The sequence below is a fragment of the Roseomonas aeriglobus genome (assembly GCA_016937575.1).
In the GTDB taxonomy this organism is placed as follows: Bacteria; Pseudomonadota; Alphaproteobacteria; order Sphingomonadales; family Sphingomonadaceae; genus Sphingomonas; species Sphingomonas aerigloba.
The window spans coordinates 3,267,107-3,293,754 of the sequence record JAFHKN010000002.1 but is presented as its reverse complement, the minus strand read 5'-3'; the positions used below and the strand labels follow the sequence as shown (position 1 = coordinate 3,293,754).

The 26,648-nt window shown below is 63.8% G+C and carries 21 protein-coding genes; 11 read left to right on the top strand and 10 right to left on the bottom strand.

The annotated features are described in order from the left end of the window. Positions 1–5: 5 nt before the first annotated feature. On the bottom strand, positions 6–344 hold the full coding sequence (locus tag JW805_16065; GenBank protein ID MBN2973522.1) for a multiubiquitin domain-containing protein: 339 nt from the start codon (positions 342–344) through the stop codon (positions 6–8). Positions 345–365: 21 nt separating this feature from the next. On the opposite strand from JW805_16065, the gene JW805_16060 reads away from it, so the two are divergent. From JW805_16060 to JW805_16050, 3 genes are read left to right on the top strand one after another with little or no spacing between them, the layout of a single operon-like run. Beyond that, positions 366–572, top strand: a complete 207-nt coding sequence (locus JW805_16060) for a hypothetical protein (GenBank protein ID MBN2973521.1) — start codon at positions 366–368, stop codon at positions 570–572. 38 nt (positions 573–610) lie between these two features. Further along, positions 611–820 carry a hypothetical protein gene (locus JW805_16055; GenBank protein MBN2973520.1) on the top strand — a complete coding sequence of 70 codons (210 nt, stop codon included), beginning with the start codon at positions 611–613 and terminating at the stop codon, positions 818–820. Further along, positions 820–1,395 carry a Fic family protein gene (locus tag JW805_16050; GenBank protein MBN2973519.1) on the top strand — a complete coding sequence of 192 codons (576 nt, stop codon included), beginning with the start codon at positions 820–822 and terminating at the stop codon, positions 1,393–1,395. The genes JW805_16055 and JW805_16050 overlap by 1 nt, the downstream gene beginning before the upstream one ends. Before the next feature lie 46 nt (positions 1,396–1,441). Here the strand turns inward: JW805_16050 and JW805_16045 are convergent, their stop codons facing one another. Together JW805_16045 and JW805_16040 are read right to left on the bottom strand one after the other, a co-directional pair. Continuing rightward, positions 1,442–4,075 carry a recombinase family protein gene (locus JW805_16045; GenBank protein ID MBN2973518.1) on the bottom strand — a complete coding sequence of 878 codons (2,634 nt, stop codon included), beginning with the start codon at positions 4,073–4,075 and terminating at the stop codon, positions 1,442–1,444. Positions 4,076–4,274: 199 nt separating this feature from the next. Then, on the bottom strand, positions 4,275–5,567 hold the full coding sequence (locus JW805_16040; GenBank protein ID MBN2973517.1) for a hypothetical protein: 1,293 nt from the start codon (positions 5,565–5,567) through the stop codon (positions 4,275–4,277). A gap of 364 nt (positions 5,568–5,931) precedes the next feature. Between JW805_16040 and JW805_16035 the strand changes: the two genes are divergently transcribed. Together JW805_16035 and JW805_16030 are read left to right on the top strand one after the other, a co-directional pair. Further along, complete coding sequence (locus JW805_16035; protein MBN2973516.1) at positions 5,932–6,669, top strand: ribonuclease H-like domain-containing protein; 738 nt, start codon at positions 5,932–5,934, stop codon at positions 6,667–6,669. A gap of 575 nt (positions 6,670–7,244) precedes the next feature. Beyond that, positions 7,245–8,543 (top strand): MFS transporter, encoded by a 1,299-nt coding sequence (locus JW805_16030; protein MBN2973515.1) that lies wholly within the window; start codon positions 7,245–7,247, stop codon positions 8,541–8,543. Between the two features lie 4 nt (positions 8,544–8,547). Here the strand turns inward: JW805_16030 and JW805_16025 are convergent, their stop codons facing one another. From JW805_16025 to JW805_16010, 4 genes are read right to left on the bottom strand one after another with little or no spacing between them, the layout of a single operon-like run. Continuing rightward, the gene (locus JW805_16025; protein ID MBN2973514.1) at positions 8,548–10,410 is read right to left on the bottom strand and encodes a sugar phosphate isomerase/epimerase and 4-hydroxyphenylpyruvate domain-containing protein; all 1,863 of its coding nucleotides are present in this window, start codon (positions 10,408–10,410) and stop codon (positions 8,548–8,550) included. Further along, entirely contained in the window at positions 10,407–11,468 is a 1,062-nt protein-coding gene (locus tag JW805_16020; GenBank protein ID MBN2973513.1) for a hypothetical protein, read from the bottom strand. The genes JW805_16025 and JW805_16020 overlap by 4 nt, the downstream gene beginning before the upstream one ends. A gap of 3 nt (positions 11,469–11,471) precedes the next feature. After that, positions 11,472–13,049, bottom strand: a complete 1,578-nt coding sequence (locus JW805_16015) for a carboxylesterase family protein (protein MBN2973512.1) — start codon at positions 13,047–13,049, stop codon at positions 11,472–11,474. Further along, positions 13,046–14,011 carry an alpha/beta hydrolase gene (locus JW805_16010; GenBank protein MBN2973511.1) on the bottom strand — a complete coding sequence of 322 codons (966 nt, stop codon included), beginning with the start codon at positions 14,009–14,011 and terminating at the stop codon, positions 13,046–13,048. Before JW805_16010 ends, JW805_16015 begins: the two co-directional genes overlap by 4 nt. A 169-nt stretch (positions 14,012–14,180) precedes the next feature. Here JW805_16010 and JW805_16005 point away from each other — a divergent pair, with 169 nt between their 5' ends. The 3 genes from JW805_16005 (at position 14,181) to JW805_15995 (ending at position 18,773) form a co-directional block, all read left to right on the top strand. Then, positions 14,181–14,849 carry a TetR family transcriptional regulator gene (locus JW805_16005; GenBank protein MBN2973510.1) on the top strand — a complete coding sequence of 223 codons (669 nt, stop codon included), beginning with the start codon at positions 14,181–14,183 and terminating at the stop codon, positions 14,847–14,849. A 104-nt stretch (positions 14,850–14,953) separates the two neighbouring features. Then, positions 14,954–17,884, top strand: a complete 2,931-nt coding sequence (locus JW805_16000; protein ID MBN2973509.1) for a TonB-dependent receptor — start codon at positions 14,954–14,956, stop codon at positions 17,882–17,884. After that, on the top strand, positions 17,871–18,773 hold the full coding sequence (locus tag JW805_15995; GenBank protein MBN2973508.1) for a shikimate dehydrogenase: 903 nt from the start codon (positions 17,871–17,873) through the stop codon (positions 18,771–18,773). The genes JW805_16000 and JW805_15995 overlap by 14 nt, the downstream gene beginning before the upstream one ends. Before the next feature lie 382 nt (positions 18,774–19,155). Here the strand turns inward: JW805_15995 and JW805_15990 are convergent, their stop codons facing one another. From JW805_15990 to JW805_15980, 3 genes are all read right to left on the bottom strand, one after another. Beyond that, positions 19,156–20,976, bottom strand: coding sequence for a diguanylate cyclase (locus JW805_15990; protein MBN2973507.1), 1,821 nt, complete (start codon positions 20,974–20,976; stop codon positions 19,156–19,158). 193 nt (positions 20,977–21,169) lie between these two features. Further along, positions 21,170–21,727: a hypothetical protein gene (locus JW805_15985; GenBank protein ID MBN2973506.1), complete on the bottom strand. Its 558-nt coding sequence runs from the start codon at positions 21,725–21,727 to the stop codon at positions 21,170–21,172. 399 nt (positions 21,728–22,126) lie between these two features. After that, a complete protein-coding gene (locus JW805_15980) occupies positions 22,127–24,145 on the bottom strand; it encodes a S8 family serine peptidase (protein ID MBN2973505.1) in 2,019 nt (672 codons plus the stop codon). A gap of 727 nt (positions 24,146–24,872) precedes the next feature. On the opposite strand from JW805_15980, the gene JW805_15975 reads away from it, so the two are divergent. The 3 genes from JW805_15975 to JW805_15965 are packed head-to-tail and all read left to right on the top strand — an operon-like array spanning position 24,873 to position 26,518. Next, positions 24,873–25,535: a hypothetical protein gene (locus tag JW805_15975; protein MBN2973504.1), complete on the top strand. Its 663-nt coding sequence runs from the start codon at positions 24,873–24,875 to the stop codon at positions 25,533–25,535. Positions 25,536–25,553: 18 nt separating this feature from the next. Continuing rightward, positions 25,554–25,991, top strand: coding sequence for a hypothetical protein (locus tag JW805_15970; protein MBN2973503.1), 438 nt, complete (start codon positions 25,554–25,556; stop codon positions 25,989–25,991). After that, positions 25,988–26,518: a hypothetical protein gene (locus tag JW805_15965; protein ID MBN2973502.1), complete on the top strand. Its 531-nt coding sequence runs from the start codon at positions 25,988–25,990 to the stop codon at positions 26,516–26,518. Before JW805_15970 ends, JW805_15965 begins: the two co-directional genes overlap by 4 nt. The last annotated feature ends 130 nt before the right edge of the window (positions 26,519–26,648 follow it).

The following is a 26,648-nucleotide window of genomic DNA, read 5'->3' as shown; positions in this document are numbered from 1 at the left end:
CCCCCTCAGTGAGCGCCCGGGTTGATCTGCGCTGGCGCGGTGAAGAAGCGCAGACCATTGCGCATCTCGACCTTCGTGTCGGCTTCGATCTTTAGGTCGGAGCCTCCCGGAACCACTTCGAAAAGGTCGCGCTCTGGACCGATGTCGGGCTCGGGCAAGCGCCGCAAATCCGCGCCGGTCAGCACCGGCTCAGACACCTTGTAGTTCGTCCGGTCGATCTTGATTTCGAACTTTTCCGGCCGACCGGGATGTTCATGCTGCTTGTCGTCGTTGTCGGGACTCATTGCCACCTCCATAATTTGATACCGTGATACCACACCACCAATAGGATTGACAAGCGGCAAGTTTTGGTGCAAAACAGCGCCATGAAACAGGCTAAGGCAATGACGGTTCGCCTTTCCGAGGAGCAGGCGCTCGCGTTGGAAACGGTTGCGAGCGTGGAAAACCGTCCAGTCTCCGACATCATCCGGGCTGCGATCTCGACGCACATCGAGACTTTGCGGCGTGATCCGAGTTTTCAGGCTGGACTCAAGGACCGGATTTCGCAGGCGCGTAAACTGCTCGACCGCTAGAGCGTGGGTCGGCGCATATCCGGAACGGTTGGAGACATATGAAAAAGATCAACAGGGGATTGAAGGCGAGCGACTCCGGCGTTGTGCTTGGCCAGCGAACCTTCGCCGCGATCACGGCGGTCGAGGGCATCGGACTGAGTGCGGCAAGCCGCAAGCGTCTCTCCGACTTGAAGAAGCGTAAGCTCTCCGCAGACGATCAGCGCTCCGAGGTAATACGAGCCTACCAGGACGCCAATACGCGCAAGTGATGTCGGTCGGCTACGACGCCTTCGACGACCCTTACGCTTACAAGGGCAGTCCCACTCTCAAGAATAAGCTCGGGCTGCGCGATCCGGCACTACTCGAGGCGTTCGAACTTGAAATGACAACGCTGCGGGCTCGCGAGCCGCTGCCGCTTGGGCGCTATGATCCCAACCATTACCGTCGGGTTCATCACCATCTATTCCAGGACGTCTACAGCTGGGCCGGCAAATACCGCACCGTTCGGACGGCAAAAGGTGGTAATCCCTTCTGCTTTCCGGAATATATCGATGGGGAGATGAAGCGGCTTTTCGCCACGCTTCCGTCCGCCATGGCAGCAGCGAATGCAGAGGTCTTTGTCGCCGAGATGGCGCGGTTTCTTGGCGAGCTAAACGCGATCCATCCGTTCCGTGAAGGCAATGGGCGCTCCCAGCTCTCATTCGCGGCGATGCTCGGCGAGCGGGCTGAATATCCGTTGGATTTCTCGCGCGTCAAACGAGACACATTTCTGCCCGCGATGGTTGCAAGCTATGATGGCGATCTTGAACCGCTGGTTGCGGAGTTCAGAATCTTGCTCCGATGAGCCTGTCGGACATCATCCTTTCAGACCGACTGCGTAACCTGACCGCTCAAAACATGGCGCTGCGAATCGGCGGCGCGAAGTCCGCGATTTGCACCTTTGGGACTCGAACCTTCTCAGCAAAAAAGTGCGAGGGTATCGGTGAAGGTATCGGCCTATACCAGTTCTCGAAAACGGGAGATTTCTGGGGCTCCTGAACCCTTTTCGAGTCCTCTTCTGGGCACCACTCCCGATCAAGAGAGGGCACCAGCGGTGCCTGTTGGTCGGCACCGCCATCAGCAGCGATTTCCAACGGCTTGATCGGCCCGGTGATGGTGATCGTCGTCGGTGCGACGACCACCTTGGTGATGAAGCGGCGGGCATAACCCTGCCGCGTGGTGGGATCGGTATCGCGCAACTTGGTCAGGATGACGTCGCCGAGCCGGGCGACGGCTTCGGGGGTGACGCGTCGGTCGGCAGAGGACAGTTGCCGTTCGACCAGCAGGATTTCCTGCTCAAGATCGGCGCGCCGGGTGCGCTGCGCGGCAAGGCGCGCGGTGAAATCGGCGTCGCGGGGCGACACGACCCCTTGTTCGATAAAATCGAACATATTCTGGATCGCACCCTCGACGCGGGTACGCTCGGTGCGCAGTGCCTTGAGGTGAGCCTGCCGCTCGCGCATGGCGGCAGAGCTGTCGTCAAGCAGATTGGCCAGAAGCTGCTGAAGCCTCTCCGGGCGCAGGACTCGCTCGGCCAAGGCATCGACAACGATCGTCTCGAGCTTTTCGTCACGGATGCTCGTGCCCTGGCAAGCAGTCTCGCCGCGGCGCAGATTGCGCGAGCACCGATAGTAGCGATAGCGCCCCCCCTTACCGGTCGCGATCGTAAGAGCATGCCCGCACTCGGGGTGTCCGCACTTGGCGATGCCGGCGAGCATCGTCGGCCCGGTCACGAACGTCGGCGCCGTGATGTGCCGAGCGTTGCGGGCGATACCTGCCTGAACCTCGAGCCATTCGTCCTCCGGGATGATGGCGGGCACGTCGATGATCTGCCATTCCTCTTCCGGGCGCTTGATCCCGTTCCGGGTGTCGTTGACCCCATAGACGTGCTTGCCGCGATAGGTGGAGCGCTGGAGGATGTCCTTAACGTTCGACACATGCCACTTGCGCCCGCGCAGGGTCGCGCCGCTGGCGTTGAGATGGCAGACGATCTTCTTGTAGCCCATCGGGCCGTGGCCGATCCCGATCCGCTTCATGCGGTAGATCTGCTGGACCTGCAGCGCCTCGGACGGTTCGATCGCCAGCCGCTTCTTCGCCTTGGGACCGCGCATCTCGGCGACTTCGGCGACATAGCCGAACGGCGGAACCGCTCCGTTCCAGAACCCGGCTTCGGCATTGCGCTTCATCGTGTCGCGCGTAAACTTGGCGGTCTGGCGCGACTGATACTCGTCGAAGTTGGACAGAACGGAGCGGACGAGGTCGCCTTCGGCATCCTGGCCGACTTCCTGGGTAATCGCGACGATGCGCACACCGGCGCGCTTGAGCTTGCGGCGGTAATGTTCGAGCAGATAATGGTCGCGAAACAGGCGGGAGAAGCTGTACACGCCGATCTCGGTGATGCCGCTGCCCGAACGGAGCGCGTGCTCGATCAGCGCCTGAAAGCCGGGCCGGTTCTCGGTGGTGCCGCTGAAACCACCATCGCGGTAGATGTCGACAAGTTCGATGCCGCGCTGAGCGTAATGCGCAGCCAACAGCTGTTCCTGGTTGTCGAGGCTGATACCACCGTCGGCCTGACGCTGCGTGGAAACCCGGACATAGCCGAGCGCGCGTTCGACTCGAGCTTTAGACATGATCGGCCCTTTCGGAGTTGGCGGAGATTGGCGGAGGAACTCGTCGTAGAGAACGACGATTTCAGCCTGCGACAAACTGCGGATGCTTGCCACATTGCTGGCGACGGCCTTGAAGTTGATCTGCGCCATGGCAGCCTTGACATCGCCCGCGATGAAGTAATGCGACGCAGGGTTTGCAGTGAGAGGATCGTGGTGGATCGCGCCTGCGCGTGCGCCAATGCGTCGGATAGCGAAGTCGGCACGGTCGGCGGTCGTGAACTCGAAGTCCGGATGCTTTCTCTCCAAGCGGTGCAGTTCCCGAGGTTCGCGGCAGCGTACCCAGATCTGAAAGACGGTCTTAACGTCGTACGGGGCCTCACGGAATATGAACGCGTTGGGAGGTAGATCTACATCTCTCAGAAGGCGGAAGTTTTTGTCGAGTTTGTTTTGAACCGAAGGCTTCCGGAATGAGCGCGGCAAGATCATCGAGACCACGTCGGCCCACTTTGCTGCATGATTGAAGAAGTCTTTGGCCAAGTTTCCGTTAGAGCCATAGGGCGGATTGCCGACTACTGCGATCGGGCGATCACTCTCCAGCGTGACGTCGAAGAAGTCTGCCTTGATCACGCCGTCGCACTCACGGTCGATTTCATAGCCCAGGCTGCCGGAGGGAAATCGGTTGAAGAATTGACCGGTGCCTGCACACGGATCGACCATCAGCATGTCGTCCAGCTTGCAATGCTCACGGAGAATATCGAGACAAAGCGTCACGACATCCTCAGACGTGTCATACTGGTCGTAAAGCTCGTCCGCAGGAAGGTCGCCGCGGGAGGCCGCATGCGCGACGCTCGGAGAAACGCGCTTAGTCTTCGACATGACCGGCGTGCCCGTCGAAGATGTAGCTGAGTTCGTCTGCGCTCAGGAGCGAGAGGAGCCACTCGGATTCTGAACGATCGATTGGAAGAGTTTCCGGCAACCGATCGATCACTCGGGGTGAAGACAGCGTGGTGCTCATCCACGAGCCTTGAGCCGATTCGCGGAGGCACCCCCGGTAACCCGACGTGTAAAACCGACCTCACAGGAAAAGCCTCGTCGGATCTATACCGAAGACGTCCGACACCGCCTTTTCGATGGCGGGATCACTTATTTTCTCGAGCATCGTAGCCAATGGTTTGCGCGAGCCGTTAAATCCCGCATCGATGCCGCCATCGCCTCCGCTTCTGCTCTTACCCATCTGGACGGTTTCGCGATCGGGCCTGCTTTCATAACGCAGGATCGTCGTCGCTATTGTGGCTGCGGCCTTAGTCGGCTCCCAAGCGACGAGCTGACCTTTTCGCCCGAGCAATGCGCGATCAACCAAGTCATCGACCGCGTTCAGAGCCTTCAGTAACTGTATCGCGATGTACGCGGAAAGCTCGGAGGGTTCGAGCCCATACCACAGACTGCTCAGGCTGATGTTGTTCAGGCCCTCGTCTCTGACGGTCTTGCGGGTGATCGCGCCGGCTTCGACGAGTGGGTCCCAAGTCTGATCGAGGAACGCCTCGACCTTACCCGGATCGATCTGGCGACGCTGGAGAATGGCGCGGACTTCAAGTGCGACCAAGTGGACAAAGTCGCCTGCCTCGTTGTTGAGCAGCAGCTTTTTCTCTGCCAGCACATTTCGGACCGCTTTGTCGGTGCCGAGGAAGGTCTGCGCGCATTCATAGATGCGCTGGATGCGCAGCGCCGGCTCAGCAATGGTCGTCAGCAGAACGTGGCCAGCCGACTTCCAATCTTCAATACCGCAGAAGAGCCCGCCGAGCGGGCTGGTCGCAATCTGGCGGACATGCCTGGTCCGATAATGAGCGGAAGCGACCAGGACGAACCGAGCCTGATTGATGCACAGGTCGCGCACCCACGCATGTTTCACGTTACCGCGCCGGGCGAGTTCAATCGTCTGATTGACAGACGGGCCGAATGCCGCCTCGTAGACCTTGGGATGCGTCGAGCTGAGCTTGAATAGCATCTCTGCGTGATCAATCAGTCGACTGTGTATCCAGTCAGCAAGCACCCATTCCTCGACCGCTTCCTTTCGTTCGGGCGATGTGATCGCAAACAAGTGATCTTTGATCGCCTTTAAATTACGTTCCGGCACAAACCCGGTATTAGTAGCCAATGTGTTGCGAAGAGTGGCATCGCGGTATTGTTTCGCTGCCTGAAATTCTGCAGGTTGAAGACGCGGCCCAGATCCGGCGTCGCAGATCCTATTGGCAATCAGAGTCGCGACCGGAATGACGCCGCCGAGAGCACGCACATTCTCCGCAACCGCATTCGCCGCCTGAGTGTAGGTTAGCAATCGACGATTAGATGGGGCAGGGCTGGAGCGCATACGACCATAGCCTTTGCTATGGACCGCATCCTGGCAGCGATCGGGTTGGGTTTGCCCTTTCTAGGGGCTGGACCGCACTCGGGGGCGGCCACGACCGACTGGGGGTTGACGCGCCCCGCTGCTTCTCCCTGTGGCGCCCAGATCACGCCACCTGACCCTTGTCGAAGGCCCGCATCTTCAAAGCGATCGACGCAGCGACAAATATCACGCGTTAAATCGTCGCGAAAGCGGAAAGTCTACGGCGATGCAACGGCCTTCGCTTCGCCGCCATGCTTCAGATAGGATGCGACCTTGGCGGAACGCAAGCGAGGCTCGCGTCAAAGGATTTCAAGCAAGTCTTCTGTCGTTACACAGGAGATGAGAAATGAATGTTGTTCTCGATATTGAGACAGTCGTAGACTTGGACGCATGCAAGAATGCGGGCGTTGACCCCGCCGCCGGGTTCCCGGCGTGGCCACTGCATCAGCTGCTATGCGTGTCGCTGCTGACCGTCGAGCGCAACCGCGATCAGCGGCACAGATTTGAGATCGAGACGTTTTCCCGCGCGATGATGTCTGAGCGCGCCATCGTCGCAGAGGTCGAACGTCGCCTTGAAGGATGCCGTACGCTTCTGACGTACAACGGGCGAGGATTCGACATCCCCGTACTTCTCGCTCGCGCCGCCATGACTGGGGAGCACACCCCAATGCTACTACGCGCCGGAAATCGATCGAACGCTGGTTTCCACAACGATCTTCTGGACGAGATTACTTGCAACGGCGCCGCCGTTCGACCTCGACTGGCCGACGTATGCGCCGGCTTCGGCATCCCCGCGAAACTGGATATCGCCGGCACCAGCGTCGCCGCACTTGCCGCGCAGGGCGAATATGCGCGGATCGAACGCTACTGCGAATCCGATGTGGTGTCGACTTGGCTCGCTGCCAAAATGTGGCGATCGACGCAGTCGCCTGAACCGGGGATCGAACACTGGCGCGAGCTGGCGGCCTGGATTTTTACCAACCAGCCGAGGCTTTCTCACTTGCTTCCCTATGTTCCGGCGCCGAGCGTATCGGGTGGTGGAGCGTCGTTAAGCTCACATGGCGCTTACCTGATTGATCTTTAGTTGAAGCGCAAAATAGGTCTGCCGAGATCTGTGTTGATTTTATCGCCAGAACTTGAGCCGCCTTACACGGCGCGGACGTCAATAATGGGTGGAAACCGGAACGGCTGCTTTAGGGCGTCAACCGTCGTAAGTCGCCGTTCGCTCAGGCCGCAGCGGCGAGGGGACTAAATTTCATAGCGCTTATCGTAGGTCGTCGCGTCCATCATTGAGCCTTGGCGTCGGATAAGCTAAAGCATTGACGTCTCGCTGAGCGACGACTTGCTGAACGGACAGGCCTCATGCAGCTTCGCCTAGGCCAACGTGTTGACCGAAGCGTCGTGCTCACCAGCTCATCATCCGACCAAATAGCAGCCTGGGCCGCAACCGCCCGTTTCGAAGGCGGCAACATCGCGTTGACGATCCTCGCGTTTGTTTCACTTCGCCTGCGCCGAGGAATGGCGGCGGGGACTATGCAACAGCTGCAGGCTTAGATCGCAACTGGTGCGATCGGAAAAGCGACAGACTTTCCACCCTTGATTTTGTTACGAACTGGTCCGTATAACTGATACAACGATCATGGGAGAGGAGCCGCGGCCATGCCGATGGTGGGGACTGTTGTGCATGCGGGCGAGCCTGCTCCCACGCGACAACGCTATGTCATGTTGTCGCTGATCGCCACGGGCACGCTCATCAATTATCTCGACCGCACGATTCTTGGCGTGGCAGCACCGGCGCTGACCAAGGAGCTGGGGATCAACGCTGCGCTGATGGGCGTGATCTTCTCCGCGTTCAGCTGGTCCTATGCCGCCTCGCAGGTGCCGGGTGGCGCGTTTCTCGACCGTTTCGGGACGCGGCTGACCTATTGCCTGTCGGTCGCTTTCTGGTCGTTTTTCACGCTGCTGCAGGCGTTTGTCCACGGTGTCGGGGCGCTCATCGGGCTGCGGTTGGCACTGGGCGTTGCCGAGAGCCCCTGCTTTCCCGCGAACAGCCGCGTCGTCGCGACGTGGTTTCCTCGCGACGAACGTGCGTTTGCGACCGGAGTCTACACGGTCGGCGAATATATCGGCCTGGCGTTCCTCAGCCCGCTGCTGTTCGCGGCACTTGCCACGTTTGGCTGGCGGTCGCTGTTCGTCGGGGCTGGCGTGATCGGTCTGCTGTTCGCGATCGTGTGGTGGCGTGGCTATCGCGAACCGCGGCAGAGCCGCGCGAACCAGGCGGAACTCGACGAGATCGTCGCCGGTGGCGCGCTGCTTGACCAGCCGCCGGTGCAGCGCTTCGACTGGTCGGCGGCAGGCAAGCTGCTCAAGACGCGGCAGATGTGGGGCATCTGCCTCGGCCAGTTCGCGGGCAATTCGACGCTCGTCTTCTTCCTCACCTGGTTTCCGACCTACCTCGCGACCGAGCGGCACATGGACTGGCTGAAGATCGGCTTCTTCGCGATCGCCCCGTTCATCGCCGCATCGGTCGGCGTGCTGTTTGGCGGCTGGTGGTCGGACCGGATGTTGCGGCAGGGCAAGTCGCCCAATGTCGCGCGCAAGCTGCCGATCATCCTCGGACTGTTGCTTGCATCGACCATCATCGCTGCGAACTTCGTGGAGAGCAACGCCGCGGTCATCGCGATCCTGAGCCTCGCCTTCTTCGCGCAGGGCATGGCCGCGCTCGGCTGGACATTGATTTCGGATATCGCGCCCGAAGGGATGCTGGGTGTTACCGGTGGCATCTTCAACCTGGCGGCGAACCTGGCCGGCATCGTCACGCCGCTGGTCGTGGGCGGGATCGTCGCGGCGACGGGCAGCTTCTTCTATGCGCTCGCCTTCATCGGCGTCGTCGCTCTGCTGGGCGCGCTGGCATATATCGTCGTGCTGGGCGACGTGAAGCGGATCGTACTCGACTGACCGGTCAATCGAGCGGCGGCGCAGGGCGAAAGCGGTTCTGCGCCGTCAGCCGGATCGGCGCATTGGGCGCACCATAGCCATCGTAATCGGCGCGATCGACGAATTCGAAGAAGAACGTCCGCGCAAACGCCCGGCTGTACAGCTGGTGATAGCGGCGGCCGGGGGCTTCTTCGTCGATCAGGATACCATACTGCCGTAGCACCGCAGTCTCGTCGTCGGACAGGCCGAATTTCGCCGCCACGTCGTCATGGTAATTCGCCGGGATCGGCAGGCGTTCGAGCCCGCGTGCCGCCAGCGCCGCCGCGGTTCCGGCGACGTCCGAGACGCGCAGGGCGATGTGCTGGAACCCCGCGCCGAAGGATTGCGTCAGGAACCGCGCCGACAGCGCGCCGGGGGCGTCCGTGCTGTTCAGCGTGATGCGGAAACTCCCCTCGCGGTTCTGGATCGCCTGGCTCTGGACCAGGCCGTTGGGATCGATCACGTCCTGCGGTGTCTGTACCTGAACGTCGAACAGCGCGCGCCAGTAGAGTTGCCACGACAGGAATTCGTCATGGTGGACGGTCGCCGCGAGGTGGTCGATCGCCAGGACATCCACGCGCGGCCCGTCAGGCGCGGCGTCGATCACGAATTCGTCGTCCCAGATCGTCCGCGCCGCTTCGATGTCGAGGACATAGACCAGACTGCCCGCGACGCCGCGCAGCGCGGGCATCGCTGGCAGATCGCTGGGATGTTCTGGCACGCCAAGCGCCCGCGCGCGCGCGACAGCCGCCGGACCATCGGCAACGACCAGCCCGATCGCGCAGATCGCGGTGCCGTGAACGGTGCGATAGCTGGCGGCGAAGCCATCGTCCTCGTAATTCAGGACGAAGTTGACGTTGCCCGCGCGCCACAGATCGACCCTCTTGCTGCGGTGATGCCCGACCCGGTCGAAGCCGGCACTGTGCAGCATCGCGGCAAGCTCATTGGCATCCTTCTCGGCGACTGCAAATTCGACGAACTCGACGCGGTCGATCTTGGCGCGGGCGGGCATTGTCGTCTCACGCCCCAGCTTCCGCGCCGCCGCATCGCGCAGCGCATCGAGCGAGCGGAGGCCATCGCGCGCGATCATCTCGGCCGAACTGCCGCGGAAGCGGTCGTTGAAGATCTCCAGGCTCAGCGGCCCGTCATAGCCGATCCTAAGAATCTCGGCGACATAGGCGGTCAGGTCGAACCCCCCTTGCGCGGGCAGGCTGCGGAAATGGCGGCTCCAGTAAAGATAGTCCATGTCGAGCAGTGGCGCGTCGGCTAGCTGGATGAAGACGAGCTTCGCTGGATCGATCGCGCGGATGGATTCGATCGGAATTCGCCGCGCAAGCGAATGGAAGCTGTCGAGCAGGATGCCGATGTTCGGATGGTCGACCGCCTGGACGATGTCCCAGACGTCGCGGTGATCGGCGACGTGGCGGCCCCAGGCGAGCGCTTCATAGCCGACGGTGACGCCATATTCCGCGGCAATGTCGCCCACCGCGCGCAGATCGGCAACGATCGTGTCGCGGTCGCCGGACGCGAGCGGTGAGGTGTTCGAACACAGCAACAGCCGGTCGCAGCCGAGCGTCCGCATGACTTCGAACTTCTGGCGCGCCCGGGCTAGCGCGCGGGTCCGGTGCGGCTCGGGCATCCCCTCGACGTCGCGCAGCGGCTGGTAGAGCACGCACGCGAGGCCCAGGCTGTCCAGCAGCGCGCGGACTTGCTCGGCGGTCAGGGCGGATGCGACGAAGTCGGTGTCGAATATCTCGACCGCACGGAACCCGGCCGCGGCGGCGGCGCGCAGCTTGTCCTCCAGCGTCCCGCTGATCGACACGGTCGCGATGGCGTTGAGGCTGGTCATGGCGTGGCACTCTCGGGTTTCGGCAGGGAGGTGTAGGCGATCCGATCGGACTGGAAGGATCCGAGCCACAGCCGATCGCCAATGATCGCCGCGGCAGACAGGCCGTTGAAGTGCGCCTGCGGGCCCCCATAGGCCACGGTCGCGATCCGACGTGCCGTGCGATCGACGGCGCCGACCACCCAGCCGCGATGGCACAGCATCGGGTCTGCAACGCCATCGACGACCGCGCGCAGTCCGCCGCATGCGGGCTCGTCGAGCCGCATGCCCGCCACAAGCAGCCGCCCGCCCGACCAGCGGATATTGTCCGGCATGAAGTCGGGCGCAACGATCCGGTCGACCGGCCGACGGGTGTCGCGACGATCGTACATCACGACCGCGTGCCAGCCGAAGGCGACGACATAGAAATGGCGCTCGTCCGGATCGGTTTCGATCCCGTTGTTTCCGGGCAGTTCGGTGCCCGGTAGCTCTTCGAACCGGTCAGCGCCGGGCGAAAGCCGCCACACCGCGCCGGTCGGCCGACCGAGCATGAAGTCGCCGATCGTCGTGCCCGGCCGCGTCAGAACGGTGACCAGGATCGTCCCGTCGGCAAAGCTTGCGACGCTGTTCGCGACCTGGCCTGCCGGCATTGTGACGCAGCCCCGCCAGGTCAGGGTCGGCGCGGCGTCGCCGATTGCGGCGATGTCGAACATCTCGATCGATTCGCGACCGCCGTGATTGACGACCAGCAACCGCCAGCTGCCGGGTCCGGTCGCGCGGAGCGACAATCCGCGGGCGTTGAACAGCGCAGGGTCGAGAGCACCGGGACAGGTGCGCATCCAGCGCGGATCGGGCCGGTGCTGCACGGCACCGCCCGCGTACCAACGCGTCGCATGGCGGGCGGTCGTATCCACCAGCTTCAGCCCCGCGCCGGATGCGAAGCCGCTGGCGATCAGCCAGCGCGTGTCGGGGAGCGCCACGACGTCTTCCGGCTTTTCCGTCCCGCAGACATAGGCGAGGCCGTCGTCGGCGACGCATGCCGGCGGCACGGCCAGCGCCGCGGCGAGGGCGAGCGCCAGCATCCCTCAGTCGCGCGGACGCGCGCCTGCCGGTCGCGGCGGCACCGCGGCCCCGTCGAACAGCGCGATGTCGCGGTAGTGCGGCCAGGCGACAGTCTCGCTGCGCGGCGCCAATCGGACGAGGCGCGGATTGGTCGGGTCGAACGCCGGCCAGCGGCCGATGGTCGGGCTGGTCGGTACGCCCGTGCGGGCGAACGACAGCAGCGCGTCCGACATCTCGCGTTCAAGGCTCACGTCGCCCGGTTCCCAGTCCCGCGTACGGCGAAACAGGTTGAGTGAATCGCGGGTGCGCAGCCAATAGGGCACGTCGCCGGTGTGATAGGCGCCGGCCGTCGCCGGATCATGGTCGCTGAAGGTGATGCCGGGGGCATAGGGCTGGCGACGCGTGAACAGATAGGCATAGGCAGGCGCCGTGCCGTAGCGCTGCTGATGGCTCGCCCAGGCCGCCATCTGAACGCCAACCGACGCATCTCGCGCAATGTCGGCGGCATCGCGGCTGGCATCGCCGGTGTCGTAGCTCTTCAAGATAGCGTCGGCCCGCGCACCATAGCGTTCGCGCACCGCGGCGGTCAGCCCGGAGCGATCGACAATGCGGTCGAAGGGGCGAAAGCTCTCGTCGCGGGTGTAGCCGATCAGTACAGGCACGTCGTTCTGGCGCCGTCCCGCAAAGACCGCCTCGGCAGGGCCGGTCACCACATGCCCGTCCTGCACGATCGACACGCGGGCGCCCTGCGCGGCGACGATCCGGTCGCCCGGCACCGCGCGCAGGGCATCCAGTGTGGTCGCGCCCAGCGCCGTCGCCAGCTCCGACCCCTGCCTCTCGCCGGTCGCCAGCGTGGCCGGACCCAGCATGCCGCCGAACGGGCTGCCGCTCATACCAACTGCCCGGCGGAACAACCCGCGCGCGGCCGGGCTGCTTTGGAGGAGCGCCACCGACATCGATCCGGCCGACTGGCCGACGATCGTCACATTCTCAGGATCGCCACCGAAGCGCGCGATGTTGCGACGGACCCAGTCGAGGCCCGCGATCTGGTCCATCAGACCGTAGTTGCCTGACCGGCCCTGCTGCTCGCGGCTGAGCGCGGGATGCGCGAGGAAGCCGAGAGCGCCGACGCGGTAGGCCAGGTTGACCCGGACGACGCCGGATCGCGCCAGCGGCTCGCCCGCGTAGTTCGCCATGCTGGCCGACCCGATGGTGAAGCCGCCGCCGTAGATCCACACGACCACCGGCGCCTTCTTCGCCGCGCGTGGCGCCCAGACGTTCAGATACAGACAGTCTTCGCTGGTCGCTTCCTCGCCGAAATAATGGTTCTGCCGCGAACTGCGTAAGGGTTGCAGGCATTCGGGCGCGAAGCGGTCTGCATGATAGATGCCCGACCAGGGCCGGCGCGGTTGGGGCGGCTTCCAGCGCAGGTCGCGCACCGGTGGCGCCGCAAACGGGACACCCAGGAAAGCATCGACGCCCGAGGGCAGTGCGATGCCCTCCACCCGTCCGGCATCCGTCGTGCGGACCGGCGCGACGGGCTGGCTCTGCGCGGTCAGCGTCGCCAGTGCGATGACCGCAAACGGTGTACGCCCCGTCACCGGCGCGGCACGCCCAGCGTTTTGTGGAAGAAGTCGAAGGTCGCGTTGGTCGCCTTCAGCGTCGCGGCCCGGGTGTCCTGCGGCGTCTTGCCAATGAAACTGTGATCGACGGCGGGGATGTAGATCGATTCGACTTTCACCCCGGCCTTGCGCAGCGCCGCTTCGCCCAGCCGCGACTGGGCGACCGGCACCACCTTGTCCTCTTCGCCGTGGATCAGCAGGAACGGCGGGTCTTTCGCATTTATGTACGTGACCGGGCTCACCGCGGCGATCTTGTCGGCCGGACACGTCGCGTCGCAGCCGAGCAGCTTGCCGCCCGCGGCATTCCCGTCGGGCGTCGCTGTCATGCCGCGGAAGTCGTAGACGCCGTACCAGGTCACCGCAGCCTGAACACAACCATCGCCCGCTGCCGCCGGATCCAGTGCGGTGTCGCGGCACGTGACCGCGGTCAGCGCGGCGAGATGACCGCCGGCCGACCCACCCCACACGCCGACTCGGGTGGGATCGATGCCATAGTCGCCGGCCTTGCTCCGGAGGAAGCGCAGCGCGGCGTTCGAATCCTGCAACTGTGCCGGAAAACGGGCTTCGCCCGACAGACGATATTCCAGGCTGGCGACGGCGAAGCCTTCGCTCGCGAGCGATGCCAGGACCTTGGGAAAATCGGCGAGCGCGCCCGAATGCCGCGTGTGCCCGCCGATCCATCCGCCGCCATGGATGTACAGGATCAGCGGGTGCGGCCCTTTCGATGCGGGCACGTAGATGTCGACGATCTGCGGCCGATAACCGGGGATCGTCTGGTAGGTGACGTCGCGGTACGCCTTCACGCCGCCGGGGAAGGATACGGGCACAACGGGCAACTTGTCCTCGGTGACCGGGGCGGCGGCGGTCGGAAACTGACGGTCCTGGGCATGGCCCGCGGCAGCGGCGCTCACGAGCATCAGGGCGCATAGAGTGCGTTTCATCGACGATCCTCCCACATACACTGCCAGCCTGCTTCGACCGGCGCTTTTCATCATCCTATCAACCTGATCCTGAACGGCAAAGCAAAAAGAGGAACTGGTTCGTAACACAAACATCGGTGGATTTGGAAAACGCCGTTGCGCGCCCGCGTGTGCGGGTTAGACCGCGACTATGTCAGACGATCCCAATCCTGCCGACACCGACTCATCGCCCGCAAAGACCCGCCGCACGCGAGCGGAGGCCCGCGAGGCGGCGATCGATGCGATCCTCGACGTCGCGACCGAGGAATTCGTCGAGAAGGGGCTGGCCGGCGCCCGCATCGACGAGATCGCCGGCAAGGCGACCAAGCGGAAAATCTATTATTACTTCGGCGGCAAGGACGAATTGTACCGCGCCGTGCTGGAACGCGCCTATCGCCGCGTGCGGTCGAGCGAGGCGGAGGTGGACATCGACAGCGGCACCGCGGTGGACGCGTTGCGCCGACTGATCGAACACGACGTCCGCTATCACTCGCAGCATCCCGAACTGGTGCGACTCGTGATGAACGAGAACATCTACCGGGCCGAGCATCTCCGCCAGATCGACGGTCTGCCGACCAACAACCGGCGGGTCATCGATCTGCTGGGCCGCATCCTGGATCGCGGCGTTGCGGAAGGCACGTTCCGCTCCGGCATCGATCCCATCGACCTGCACATGAACATGACGGCGCTCGCTTTCTACAACGTCTCCAACCAGTTCACCTTCGCGCATAATTTCGGGGTCGACATGACCAGCGACGCGGCGATCGGCAAACGGGCGACGCAGGTGGGCGACATCCTGCTGGCCTGGGTGGGGAAGTAGCGAAGCGCCGTATCGATTGGCGATGCCGTTGACAGGAACCAGTTCGTAACACTAATGATCCAGCACTGACCGTCGGGATACTCGACGGCAACGGGGAGGATCATATGCGACAGGCGTCGTTCCGCTTTGCGTTCACCACATCCGTTCTGACCTTGGCTGCGACCTTCGCCGCATCCGCTGCCGCGCAGACATCGACCACGGCCGCGGCGGAAGAGGACGCCACCGCTGCCGAGGTCATCGTCACCGGCACGCTGATCCGTCGCGCGAACGATAGCTCCGCCAGCCCGATCGTGTCGGTCAGCGACGCGTCGATCCGCGAAACCGGTGCGGTCAACGTGGTCGATGCGCTGAACCAGATCCCCAGCTTCACCACATCGGGCAACGGCAACACCGGCGGGCAGGGCACCGGTGGCCGATCGACCGTCAACCTTCATGGCCTGGGCTCGAACCGCAACCTCGTGCTGCTCGACGGCCGCCGCCTGCCGGTGTCGGACATCAACGGCAACGTCGACATCAACATCATTCCCGATGCGATCATCGGCGGGGTCGACGTCATCACCGGCGGCGCATCGGCGGTCTATGGTTCGGACGCGATTTCGGGCGTCGTCAACTTCAAGACGGTCCGTAAGCTGGACGGCTTCCGCGTCGATCTGCAGAACGGCATTTCGGAACGCGGCGACGCCTACCGCTTCAACGGCTCGCTCGCCTTCGGCAGTTCCTTCGCCGACGACCGCGGCAACGTCGTCGCGGCGTTCAGCTATGCCAAGGCCGATCCGGTCAACGGATCGACCCGCGCCTTCTTCAACGACAAGACGCCGTCGTCCTTCATCGGGTCGGGCACCTTCGTTCCCAGCGCCACCAACGCGCCGACCAGCGCGGCGGTGAACGGCGTGTTTGCGACCTATGGCAACACGACGACGATCAATCCGCTGCTCAACCTCGGCTTCAACAACGACGGCACGCTGTTCACCCAGACCGGGGCGATCAACTACAAGGGCGCACGCGACAGCCAGGGGTATCTGATCGTCGCGAACAACGTCCGCATGCCGGTCGGTCAGCAGATCCAGTTCGCCAATGCCCTCGACCGCAAGACCGCGTTCCTGAAGGGCGACTATCAGCTGACGCCGGGCCTGACCGCCTATGGCCAGTTCATGTACGTCGATCTGGCGGTCAACACCGAAAGCGGTGGCAGCCTGACGCAGTTCGGCGCGCTGACGACGGTGCCGGTGACCAATCCCTTCATCCCGGCAGCGTTGCGCACCATCCTGGCGTCGCGCCCCAACCCCAATGCGTCGTTCACCTGGAACGGCCGGTATGTCGGCGTGCCGTACAAGAGCTTCCGCGAACAGTACACGATCCAGCAGTATCTGGCCGGCCTGCGCGGCGACATCGCGCCGGGCTGGACGTTCGACATGTTCGCGTCGTGGGACAAGTCCGCGCACCAGCTCGCGATCGGCAATGCGGTGGTGAAGAGCCGGGTTCAGACGCTGCTGAACGCCGCCGACGGCGGTGCGTCGCTCTGCGCCGGCGGGTTCAACATCTTCGGCGACGCCAACGCCCGGTCGCTGTCGGCCGCCTGCCGCGACTATATCACGAAGACCGCCTTCTCGCAGGAAGACCTGACCCAGACACAGGTCCAGGCGCAGCTCAACGGGCGGCTGTTCGACCTGGGCGCCGGCCCCGCGCAGATCGCGGTCGTCGGTACCTATCGCCGCAACACCTACGATTATGTGCCCGACAGCGACCTGCGCGCGCAGAATCTGGAATCGATCATCGCCTCGGCCCCGGCGGCCGGCACCATTAGCGTGAAGGAAATCGCCGCACAGGTCGACGTGCCGCTGCTGTCGAACCGTCCGTTCTTTGAGGAACTGGGCGTCGGCGCCGCCGTGCGTGTGTCCGATTACTCGGTGACGGGATCGGTCACCAGCTACGAGGCGGATGCGCGCTGGCGGCCGTTCAAGCCGCTGCTGATCCGCGGCAGCTATCAGCGCGCCGTCCGCGCGCCCAATATCGGCGAGCTCTTCACGCCTGCTTCCGGCACCCAGCTGGTCATCGGTACGCCGCCCGCGTCGCTCGGCGATCCGTGCGACGTCCGCTCGGGCGCCCGTACAGGTGCCAATGGTGCACAGGTCGCGGCGCTGTGCGTTGCGCAGGGCGTGCCGGCCGCCGCGGTCAGCTCCTACACCTTCCCGACCACCGCCACCGGTCAGACGATCGCCGGCAACCTCGGCCTGACGCCGGAAAAGGCCGACACCTACAACGTCGGCTTCGTGTTCGACGTGCCGGGGCGCGGCATCTTCAGCGATCTGACGCTGTCGGTCGATTACTATAACATCAAGGTGAAGAACGTCATCTCGACCGTGCCGGGCCTGACCGTGCTGTCGAAATGCTTCAATCTGGACGGGACCAACCCCAGCTACAGCGCCAGCAATTCCTATTGCACCGCGATCCAGCGCGATGCGACCGGACAGATCACGACCGTCAACACCCCGTATCTGAACATCGGCGGCCTGCGCACCGAGGGCGTCGAATTCCAGGCGAATTGGAGCGTCCCGACCCCGTTCCTGGGCGCGACGAGCAGCGTGTTCGTCAACGCCGGCGTCGATTGGACACGCAAGTACGAAGTCCAGCTGCTGCCGGGCTCGCCGTTCCTCGACTATACGGGCGTGAGCAACGGTGGCGCCCTGCCGACCAGCGTTCCGCCGCGCGCGACGCCGAAGTGGAAGGCGCTGACCTCGTTCGGCTATCGCGGCGATGGCGGCAGCCTTGGCCTTCGCTGGCGCTATCAGGGACCGCTGCGCGACGTGAGCGCGGTGCTGACGCCGGCGACGGCACAGGTCGGCGTACCTGCCTACGCGCTGTGGGATATGTTCACGACGGTCAAGGCGGCGCAGGGCTTCGAACTGCGCTTAGGCGTGAACAACCTGTTCGACAAGCAGCTGCCCTATGTCGCCAGCTCGCAGAACGGCACCGACGTCGCGCTGTATGACGCCATCGGACGCTCCTTCTACGCCGGCGTGCGTGTCAGCTTCTGACGAGATCGGCGCGGCGGCAATCTCCCGCCGCCGCGCCGAACAGGCGGGGGACAAGATGACCAAATCCGGTCTCATCGGTCGCGCGATCCTGGCATCGCGGTCGCCCTGGCTGCACGAGCAGGAGGCGCGGGCTCAGGGGTTCGACCTCAGCTATACGCTCTTCGACTTCGACGACCGCGGTTGGGACGACGCGGTGCTGCCGGACCTGCTCGCGCGGCTGCGCGACGAAGGCTACGCCGGCGCAAACGTAACCTACCCCTTCAAACAGGCCGTGATCCCGCACCTGGATGCGCTGGCCGACAGCGCGCAGGCGGTCGGCGCGGTCAATACGATCGCGATCCACGACGGACACCTGACCGGGCATAACACCGACATGATCGGTTTCGGAGACAGCCTGCGCGCGGGCCTTCCGGACGCGACGCTGAACCTGGTGCTGCAACTGGGCGCGGGCGGCGCAGGGGCGGCCGTGGCGACCGCGCTGCTGGCGGCGGGTGTCGGCCGGCTCGAGCTGTGCGACGTGGATGCCGAACGGGCGCGCGCGCTCGCCGCCACGCTTCGGCAGCGTTTCGCCGCGGATGTCGTCGTGCGTACACCCGGCGACCATGATACGGTCGCGATCGACGGGATCGTAAACGCCTCTCCGGTCGGCATGATGTCGAAGCCGGGCATGCCGATCTCCACGCAGCACCTGCAACCGCGCCACTGGGTCGCCGACATCGTCTACTTCCCACAGGAAACCGAGCTGCTCCGCACCGCCCGCAGCCTGGGGTGCGCGACGCTCGACGGCAGCGGGATGGTCGTGCGCCAAGCCGCTGCGGCGTTCGAGATCATTACCGGTCGTACCGCGAACGTCGCGCGCATGGCCGAGAGCTTCGACGAGAAGGCTTGAGAAGCCCGTCGGGCAGATCATCGACGCGGGGCGTCCGCAGCGGAGATCAGGGTGAAGATGCTGAGTGGTGACGGCAGCGATATTCGACTAGCCGTCGTCTCCTGGCGTAGGGTTTGGGCCGACTACGGAGGGTTCGCGCGCTAGCATTGTGTCGTCGATACGAGATACTTCGCTTCGAAATCATCGGCCATCAGTCTGAGCTCACGCAAATCGCATTGGTCGAGGCACTTTCGGACATGGATCAACGGTGAGGTTTCATCAGCTTCCGTTCTCCTTCGCACTATCCGCCAAGATCGGGCCGTCTCTCCGACCTGGATGAACGGCCGAAGCTGGTGAGCCGAAGTGACGCCCCGAAAGACCGCAATCGGGTCGATGCTGCCGTTTACGCGGCTAACCAGAAGATGTTCGTTCGATTGCGACCCTCGCGCTTGGACTTATAAAGCGCGGCATCGGCCGCCTGGATAAGTGACGAGCCATCCTTTGCCATCGTGTCGTTCCACGTCGCGATGCCGAACGACATGCTTGTTGCGCCGAGGGTACGGCCGTTCTGGTGGATGTTGAGCTCTGTGATCGCGTGGCGCACGGCTTCTACCCGAGCCTTCAGCGCCTCTGCCGACGTCCCGGGCGCGATGACGGTGAACTCTTCGCCTCCGAAACGGCATACGACATCGCCGTCACGGAAGCGGTTCTTCATCTCGGCCGCCACCGCCTGCAGCACCACATCACCTGCCTCGTGGCCGTGATCGTCGTTGAAGCGCTTGAAGTGGTCGACGTCGCACATCACCACGCTCAGCGGCGCTCCGGACCGCGACGCCCGCGCGATCTCCAACGTCATCGTCTCTTCCATATAGCGGCGATTGAAGAGGCCGGTAAGCGGGTCGCGGATCGTCTGCTCGCGCAGGCTGCGCTGCAGACGGTGATTGACGAGTGCCGATGCGATGTTCTCGGCGAGCACGGTCAGCCGGAAGCGGCTCTCCGCGCCGACCTGGCCGCACAGGTGGAGCACGCCGATGACTTCGCCGCCGGCGAGCAGCGGTTCGCAGTGATACGCCTCCTCGTGCCCGACATGTCCGCACACGATGTCGTCACCCGGCGCGGTGACCCAGTGCGCCTGTCCGCGACGCAACGCCCAGCATTGGTTCGGCGCAAAGCCGTCCGGCTCGGCCACGAAGCCTGCCCAATCTGCGACCGGGATGAGGAGATTGCGCGAATTGTTGTGTGCGTACAGCGCACCGGCCACACCCGGGAGGACGCGGGGAACGAAGACGCGAATGATCTGCGCCAATTCCTCATCGGTACGCGCCGCCTGCATACGGTGCGCCATTCCACCCAGGACTTCGATGACATCACCGCGCTGGCGCAGCGTCTCTGCCGTCTGCTCAAGCGTCTTGTTGGCTACGGTGAGCCGTTGCTCGCTGCCCGCTTGGTCGGCCACAGCGGCCGCCAGCCGACCCGTCATTATGTTATAGCCTCGCGCCAGACGACTGAACTCGCTCGACCCCATCGCGATGTCGATCTGCACGTGCTCGCCGTCGCCCAATTCCGTCATAGCGTTCAACATGGTAGCAAGCGGCTTGCGAATAGCGCGAATGATGAGGGTAAAGCCGCCAAGCACGATGAGTGCGACGACAGACGCTCCGATGACGGCGGACCATTTGCCGATCGTCAAGCGGCGCTCCGCGGCATCTTGCCTGCCGGCCTGCAAGACACGCTCCTGATCCAAAAAAGCGCGTGCGCGGACCACAATCTGATCCATCAACTCTCGGCCCCGGCCGCTCGAGATGACGTCAAGCGCGCCGGTGAAGTCGCCGCGACGACCAAGCTCGAGCGGCTGGCGTAGGACGGCGGTGCGCTGCGCCATCAGACCTGCAATTTCACGAGAGCGGGCGTTCTGAACGGGATTGTCGCTCGTCATCTGGACAACTCGCTGGATGTTTTGAGCGGCGCTGCCGGTGGCCTGCGTGAACGATGATGCGAAGGCTGGATTGTGCGTCAGCACGAATCCACGCTGCCCGGACTCGGCGTCGCGCAGGTCTCCGACCGCCTCCTCCGTGGTTCTGATCACGGCAGCCGAATGCTCAACCCAGGCGAAGCTCTCGCGTGTTTGCCGGGAAGCGTCGACAAGCAGTCCCGCGAGGGCCGCTACGGCGAGGACGACGGTCAGGCCCAGGCCAGCCACACGGGATGTCAACGAAGCGAACATGACGCCGTTAGTAATCATTGATACTTAGCGGTCCGTTATCGCGTACCCGCATTACGTTCGGCAGAAAGCGCCAGTCGGAACGCGTGGATTTAATGAACCAACGTCGGATCGTGGGCGGTCCCTCGTTGAAGCTGAGTGGCTGGAAGTGGGTCTTTCGCAACCGTAACGGCGCCCTCTGAAGGAAACGATCGCATCATCGCTCGACAAGTTCAAAAAGCTCGGGCGAGCCCTCATACGGTTGCGATGGTCCGACCGGGAAGGGTTCCAGTCCAGCGGACTGCGCGATCCCGGCTATCAAGGCGTTATATGCCTCCGCTGCTTCGCCGAAGGTCGTGACGAGGTGGCGCAACTTCTCGACGGTCGTGGTGAATACTTCCCGCCAACGCTTCGAAAAGTTGTATGCGGTAAAAGTAAGGGTCAGCTGTTCATCTTCGCTCAATTCGCTGGCGAGCATCCCGTGCGCCAATAGGTGTCTCGTCTTTTGCTCGATTGTCAGCGCCACCAATGCCTTGCGCCACGGCGGAGCGAACCTCTGCAGCACTCCGGGGGCATCGAATAGCTTTCCAAGTAGTGCCAGCCGATTCGGCCAGCCGCCGGGCACCTTGGCAAACCCAGCATAATGATCGCTTACCAAGGCTCGTAGCAGAAGATCATCGGTCACATGTTCGACAATTGTATAGTAGTGGATAAAGGCGCCTCGCCAGAAGACAATTTGCTGCAACGGCGTTGCGAAGTCTGGTTCGCCATACATCCCGATCTCCTTTGTTCCGCGTATAATAAGCTAAACTTAGTTATCGTTTTGGAGCCGTTGGCTGGCGTGCGTGCAGAAGCGCGCGGCTGCGATCTCAATTACAACAGGCAATCAGATCTCGAATTAACGAGCGTCTGAAGTTAGCGGCGCTGGAAGGGAACGCGAGAGTCCGAAACTGAGTCTGCTCAGACGTCGGTACGCTCCGCCAGCGCCGGCGCATCTTCAACGTCTAAGCCGAGGACGAAAGATACTGTCGACCTTCGCGTAGCGAAGGTCGATGTGCACGGCTGAATAGTTGCTCGTCGCTTTGACGTGATCGATACCCTTGTTGCAGAAGAAAATGCGTTCCTCAATGCTAAGGCGGAAGGCCGTTGAAGCCACGGCTGATATGCAGAAGCATTAGAATGCGGTGGATAGCCGCATCCACGCCGCCGCGTTTGTAGCTCCACGCTGGTTGCCGGCGTTCGCGCCGTAGGCAGCGCCTACCGCTACCCGTGTTTGGTGCATGACCTTGGTCCAGCCCAACTCCAGGTCGAGCTCGCGCGCGTTCGGGGCGAGGTCGAACCGGCGAATGACGTCGGTGATTGCGCGTGCCGACAGGTCGAAGCCACTTGGGGCGGCGAATGACACGGGAGCACGATCGACACGCAAAGGCGCCGTGAGGCCTAACGAGGTAAATCCACCCAGCAGCCGGTGATCGGCTTGAAACCGGAAGCCGGTGGAAATGATCGGCTCGAATGAGAGCCGAGCAATGCGGGCGTCCACGATCGTGCGCCCGGCAATCGCTTCTGCAGTTAGCCGGAACCCGGCGAGCTTGCCGTTCCAGCCCACCGACGCGAAAGTGCTGTCCGCTCCACGGATAGCGTAGTCACCTAGTCCGGTCAGCCCAAGCGCCGACCCGATCTCGCGGGTGGTCGTGACGCCCAGCGCCACGCCGATGGGAGTCGTGAGCACCGTGCGTTGTGTACGAGAACTTGCACCGCGGCGTTGTTGTGTTGCGTGGGAGGTAGCCAGCGTCCAACGACTTGATTGGACCGTAAAGGTCGATCCGTACGTAGCGATGCCGAGCGGTCGCAGCAGCGATCCCGAAACCAATCCGCTCGTCTCAATGGCGCCGCCGACCTGACCGCTGACGACCACATGCTCCGATGCCCTGAAGCCGAAAGCTCGCGGCCCGGTAACGGTCGCGGCGTGTGGACCGACGTTGCGATTGGTCCAGTTCATTGCGCCCGCTTGATTGAGCGGGATGGGCGTCCATGCCGGTGTTGGAGCGGCCAATGTGCCGTAGAGCGAGAAGGATTGTGCCGGAGTAGCATGGCCCGCGGCGCCGATATCGACGGCAAAGTCGCGTCCGTACTGGTCGATCGCCACGGTCTGCCCCGCGAACCCGGCCCAGCGGGCCGCGCCATCGCTCGACCCGAAAGCACCGGAGAACACCAGGGAGCGGGCAGCGGTCGAGGCGGCGGCATACGTGGCATCTGGGACCAAGGCGGTCTTCGGCTTCAGGGCGTTTTCCAGATCGAGCAGGCCGACGCCGTATATCTGATCCACGCCGGGGGCACCCAGATCCTTGGCGGTATCGAGCAGGATGCGGCTGATTTCCTTGCCGCCCAGCTGCGGCCAGTATTCCTTCAGGATTGCGGCGGCGCCCGCGATGGCCGGCGCGGCGAGGCTGTTGCCGGTCACTAATTCTGTACCGCCGCCAATCCTGGTCACCTCGATGCCGTCCGCGACGACGGCGAGGGTGCGGTCTGCGAGAGCGCCGGGGCTGCCGTTGTCGGGATGCGCCTGAAAGCTTGAATTGACGCGGATGCCGAAGAGAAACCAGTCCTTGTTGGCGAGGTCCGTGCCGACGAGGCTCTCGCTGATCTGGCTTCTATGGCTGTCGCCCGCGAAGTTGCGGACGGACTCGATGACCAGCATGTTGCTGGAGCGTACGCGATCCATCGCGGCGCGAGCTTCAGTTGCCGCTCCGGGGGCGAAGCTGCCGTTGATCGACATGGTGATGACGAACGCCCCCTTGTCGACCGCATGGTTCAGGGCGGCTGGGATGGCGCTCCCGTTCAAACCGCCCTCGGTGAGTGTCGATGTCGCTGTGACCGCGTCGAGGTTCGGAGCCGCGACCTTGAGCGCGAGGATGGTCGCGCCTGGCGCGACGCCCTGAATACCGGAGCTGTTTGCGGCGGCCGCGGCCACCGATGCCGTTCCCGTGCCATGGCCCTGGACGTCCTGCAGCCCGAAGGAGATCGTCTCGGGCGCACACGTGCCACAGCGGGCATAGGTAGCGTCGAACGACTTGCTGTCGGCAGAGATGCGGCCCGCGAATTCGGGGTTGGGCAGATCGATGCCGCTGTCGATCACGGCGATGGTTACGCCCTTGCCGGTCAGCCCTTTACCGTAGGCCGTTTGCGCCTTCATACCGACGAGCGGCTTCGACGACAGGTACTCGGCGGTCGGCGTGTAGCCGGTCGATGGTACCGGGGCCGGTGCGGGAGAGGGACTCGGAGTGGGGGCGGGCGCTGCAACCGGGGGAGCCGTCGAACCGTTCGACGCGACGCCGCCACCGCCACCGCACGCGGCAAGCATGGTGGCCCCAAGGAAAGCGGTGGTCGTCCTCAGCGTGATGATAGTCTTCGTCATGCTCGTGCCCCTTCCCGTTTCGGGGTGGGTCGAACCCTTGTCGACGGACCGCAGACGAGCGCGTGCGTGGAGCGCGACGCTCCGCACGCATTACGACACGCGACTGAGCCGCGCTTCGCTTCGACTGCAGGGTTTCGACGCCCCGGCCCATCGGCAGATGTGCGCCGCTGACCCTATCCGCCGGAGGTTAAAACTTTGGCTTCCCCCCGGCCGCAGGTGTCGCTGGAATACTTCTTGGCATCTTTCGGCACGAGTTCTACCGTGCAGCCGCCCGCCATTCAGGCGGGCCGAGGCGTCGAAACCTCGCAGCGAATTCCCGGTCGAAAGACCGGCCGGTTGCTCTCTGGCGACCGGGTGGCGGACGCGTATGTCCAAGGCCACCCGGCCCAAAGGCGTCCGCGCCTGCGCTGCGGGTTTCGAACACCCGGTTCCACCAGGGCCGGCGTCGCCTCGATCACGATGGCGACGCCGCCGGTGCGGCGCCCGCGAGAGGGGGCAGGATCCGATGGTGATGCACGTTTTGATGGCGCTGACCGCGGCGGCGACAAGTCCGGTGCAGGCGTCGGCCGCGATGGAGCGACCAGATCTGCCACGGACGGGCCCAGCGACGATGGACGTCGCCGGGGTGAAGTTGGGTATGTCCGCTGCAGAGGCGCGGTCGGCATTGGCTCGTGCTGGGTATGTGGTCGAACGCGCCGACGAGACACAGGATTTCGAGCAGGAGGTGGCATCAGAGGTCAACGTCCGCCTGAAGGGCGTCGGGCTCCTGCGAGGCAAGTCCCGGGGTGTGTCGAAGATTGTGGCTCATGGCCCCGGCCGCGAGTATCTGACGATAGACTTCGCGCAATGGCCGGCGGGTTCGCTGGCAGCGGTCGTCTATCTTAGTGTGCCGCAGGATCGTCAGCCGAGCGAAGCGTTTCGCGCCCAGGTCGCCGCGCGATACGGCAAGGCCACGCTTCAGCCGGGCGGCTATGAGCCGAGATGGTGTACCGCCGGCGATGCCGACTGCTCGATAATGTCGTCCCCATCGTTGCCGAACCTGTCCGTGTCCTTTCCGACGCAGTCGCTCTGGTTGCGATACGGTGAAGGCACCGATCGACAGCGGCGACAGGCGGTCAAGGTGGCTGTCGATGCGAAGATGCCACCCGCCCGACGCTCGGCTTTCTGATCGGCGGAGACCGGCACGATGTCGCTGTTGACGGGCTATTTCATCGGCAACGCTGCGGGCAGGGTGATGCTTTCCCGATTGGTGATTGTCATGGCCATCTGGATCGCCATCCCACTGATCGCCGGCCGTCTGGCGGACGCGAACATATCCCAGTCGGCGGGGACAATTGCCACGGTTGCAGTCCCGGTCGTCGTGCTCGTCTGGGCGCTCGTCCGCCCGACCGCGTCCCGGATAAAATTGACCCTGCTCGATGGCATCTTCGCCTGGAGCCGGATCGTTGCGATCGTGTGCGCCGGGCGACTGGTCTTCAAGCTGTTCGAGGCGGGGTTCGCGCTGTCGCCGCTGGCGCAGGATGAACGAATGTTGGCGTTGCTCATCGCTGCGATGGCGACCAGCTTCGCGCTGGGGTGGTGGATTGAGCGGGACGCCCGAAACGCCGCGATGGAGGCTTCATGATGAAGGTCGGGCGCAAGGTTTTGTTCGCGTGCTGTGCAGGCGGCATGTTGGCAACCACGCCGCCGATGGCCCGTACTACAATTATGTCGACTCGTCCGCCGTCCAAACAGTCCATCCGGGCTTTCTTCGGCGAGCGCCGCCAGCCGATCTACTTCGACGACACGCTGGCGAGGCAGTTCGCGCTGGGCATCAGCGGGGGTATTGAGGATAAGCGGAGATTGCCCGGTGGCGACCACTTCGTCGCGACCTGTCGCCCGCATAACTGCGAGGACAAGGCTGCTGTGGTCCAGACACGCGATGGGCGCATCGTCGGTGCTGGTATGATCGGCTTCCGCTGCCGCAACCGCGGCGCTGGCGTGCCGCCGTGCGACGAGCGGCCCAGCGCTTTCGTGTTCGTGACGCGGGCAACTACTGCGAGAGCGCGAAGCGTATTGCGGGCATGGGCCAGCGCACGGCTGTCTGATCCGATGGTCGAGACTGATCGCGTGACGCTCAGTTGCGAAGCGGCCGTAGTCGAGTTGAACTGATACTTCTCGTCACCGATTTTGACGCGATCGTGACCATAAAGACAGCTGCATCGGCGTCGTTGCCAAAACGACCAAAACTCTTGCTGTCTCTTGCCGTCTAGAACTTCGCTGGCGCGGGTAAAGCTGGGTC

Coding starts and splice junctions, on each gene's coding strand:
- JW805_16060 (MBN2973521.1), top strand. CDS start 366: ATGAAACAGGCTAAGGCAATGACGGTTCGCCTTTCCGAGGAGCAGGCG.
- JW805_16055 (MBN2973520.1), top strand. CDS start 611: ATGAAAAAGATCAACAGGGGATTGAAGGCGAGCGACTCCGGCGTTGTG.
- JW805_16050 (MBN2973519.1), top strand. CDS start 820: ATGTCGGTCGGCTACGACGCCTTCGACGACCCTTACGCTTACAAGGGC.
- JW805_16045 (MBN2973518.1), bottom strand. CDS start 4,075: ATGTCGAAGACTAAGCGCGTTTCTCCGAGCGTCGCGCATGCGGCCTCC.
- JW805_16040 (MBN2973517.1), bottom strand. CDS start 5,567: ATGCGCTCCAGCCCTGCCCCATCTAATCGTCGATTGCTAACCTACACT.
- JW805_16035 (MBN2973516.1), top strand. CDS start 5,932: ATGAATGTTGTTCTCGATATTGAGACAGTCGTAGACTTGGACGCATGC.
- JW805_16030 (MBN2973515.1), top strand. CDS start 7,245: ATGCCGATGGTGGGGACTGTTGTGCATGCGGGCGAGCCTGCTCCCACG.
- JW805_16025 (MBN2973514.1), bottom strand. CDS start 10,410: ATGACCAGCCTCAACGCCATCGCGACCGTGTCGATCAGCGGGACGCTG.
- JW805_16020 (MBN2973513.1), bottom strand. CDS start 11,468: ATGCTGGCGCTCGCCCTCGCCGCGGCGCTGGCCGTGCCGCCGGCATGC.
- JW805_16010 (MBN2973511.1), bottom strand. CDS start 14,011: ATGAAACGCACTCTATGCGCCCTGATGCTCGTGAGCGCCGCTGCCGCG.
- JW805_16005 (MBN2973510.1), top strand. CDS start 14,181: ATGTCAGACGATCCCAATCCTGCCGACACCGACTCATCGCCCGCAAAG.
- JW805_16000 (MBN2973509.1), top strand. CDS start 14,954: ATGCGACAGGCGTCGTTCCGCTTTGCGTTCACCACATCCGTTCTGACC.
- JW805_15990 (MBN2973507.1), bottom strand. CDS start 20,976: ATGTTCGCTTCGTTGACATCCCGTGTGGCTGGCCTGGGCCTGACCGTC.
- JW805_15985 (MBN2973506.1), bottom strand. CDS start 21,727: ATGTATGGCGAACCAGACTTCGCAACGCCGTTGCAGCAAATTGTCTTC.
- JW805_15980 (MBN2973505.1), bottom strand. CDS start 24,145: ATGAAGGCGCAAACGGCCTACGGTAAAGGGCTGACCGGCAAGGGCGTA.
- JW805_15975 (MBN2973504.1), top strand. CDS start 24,873: ATGGTGATGCACGTTTTGATGGCGCTGACCGCGGCGGCGACAAGTCCG.
- JW805_15970 (MBN2973503.1), top strand. CDS start 25,554: ATGTCGCTGTTGACGGGCTATTTCATCGGCAACGCTGCGGGCAGGGTG.
- JW805_15965 (MBN2973502.1), top strand. CDS start 25,988: ATGATGAAGGTCGGGCGCAAGGTTTTGTTCGCGTGCTGTGCAGGCGGC.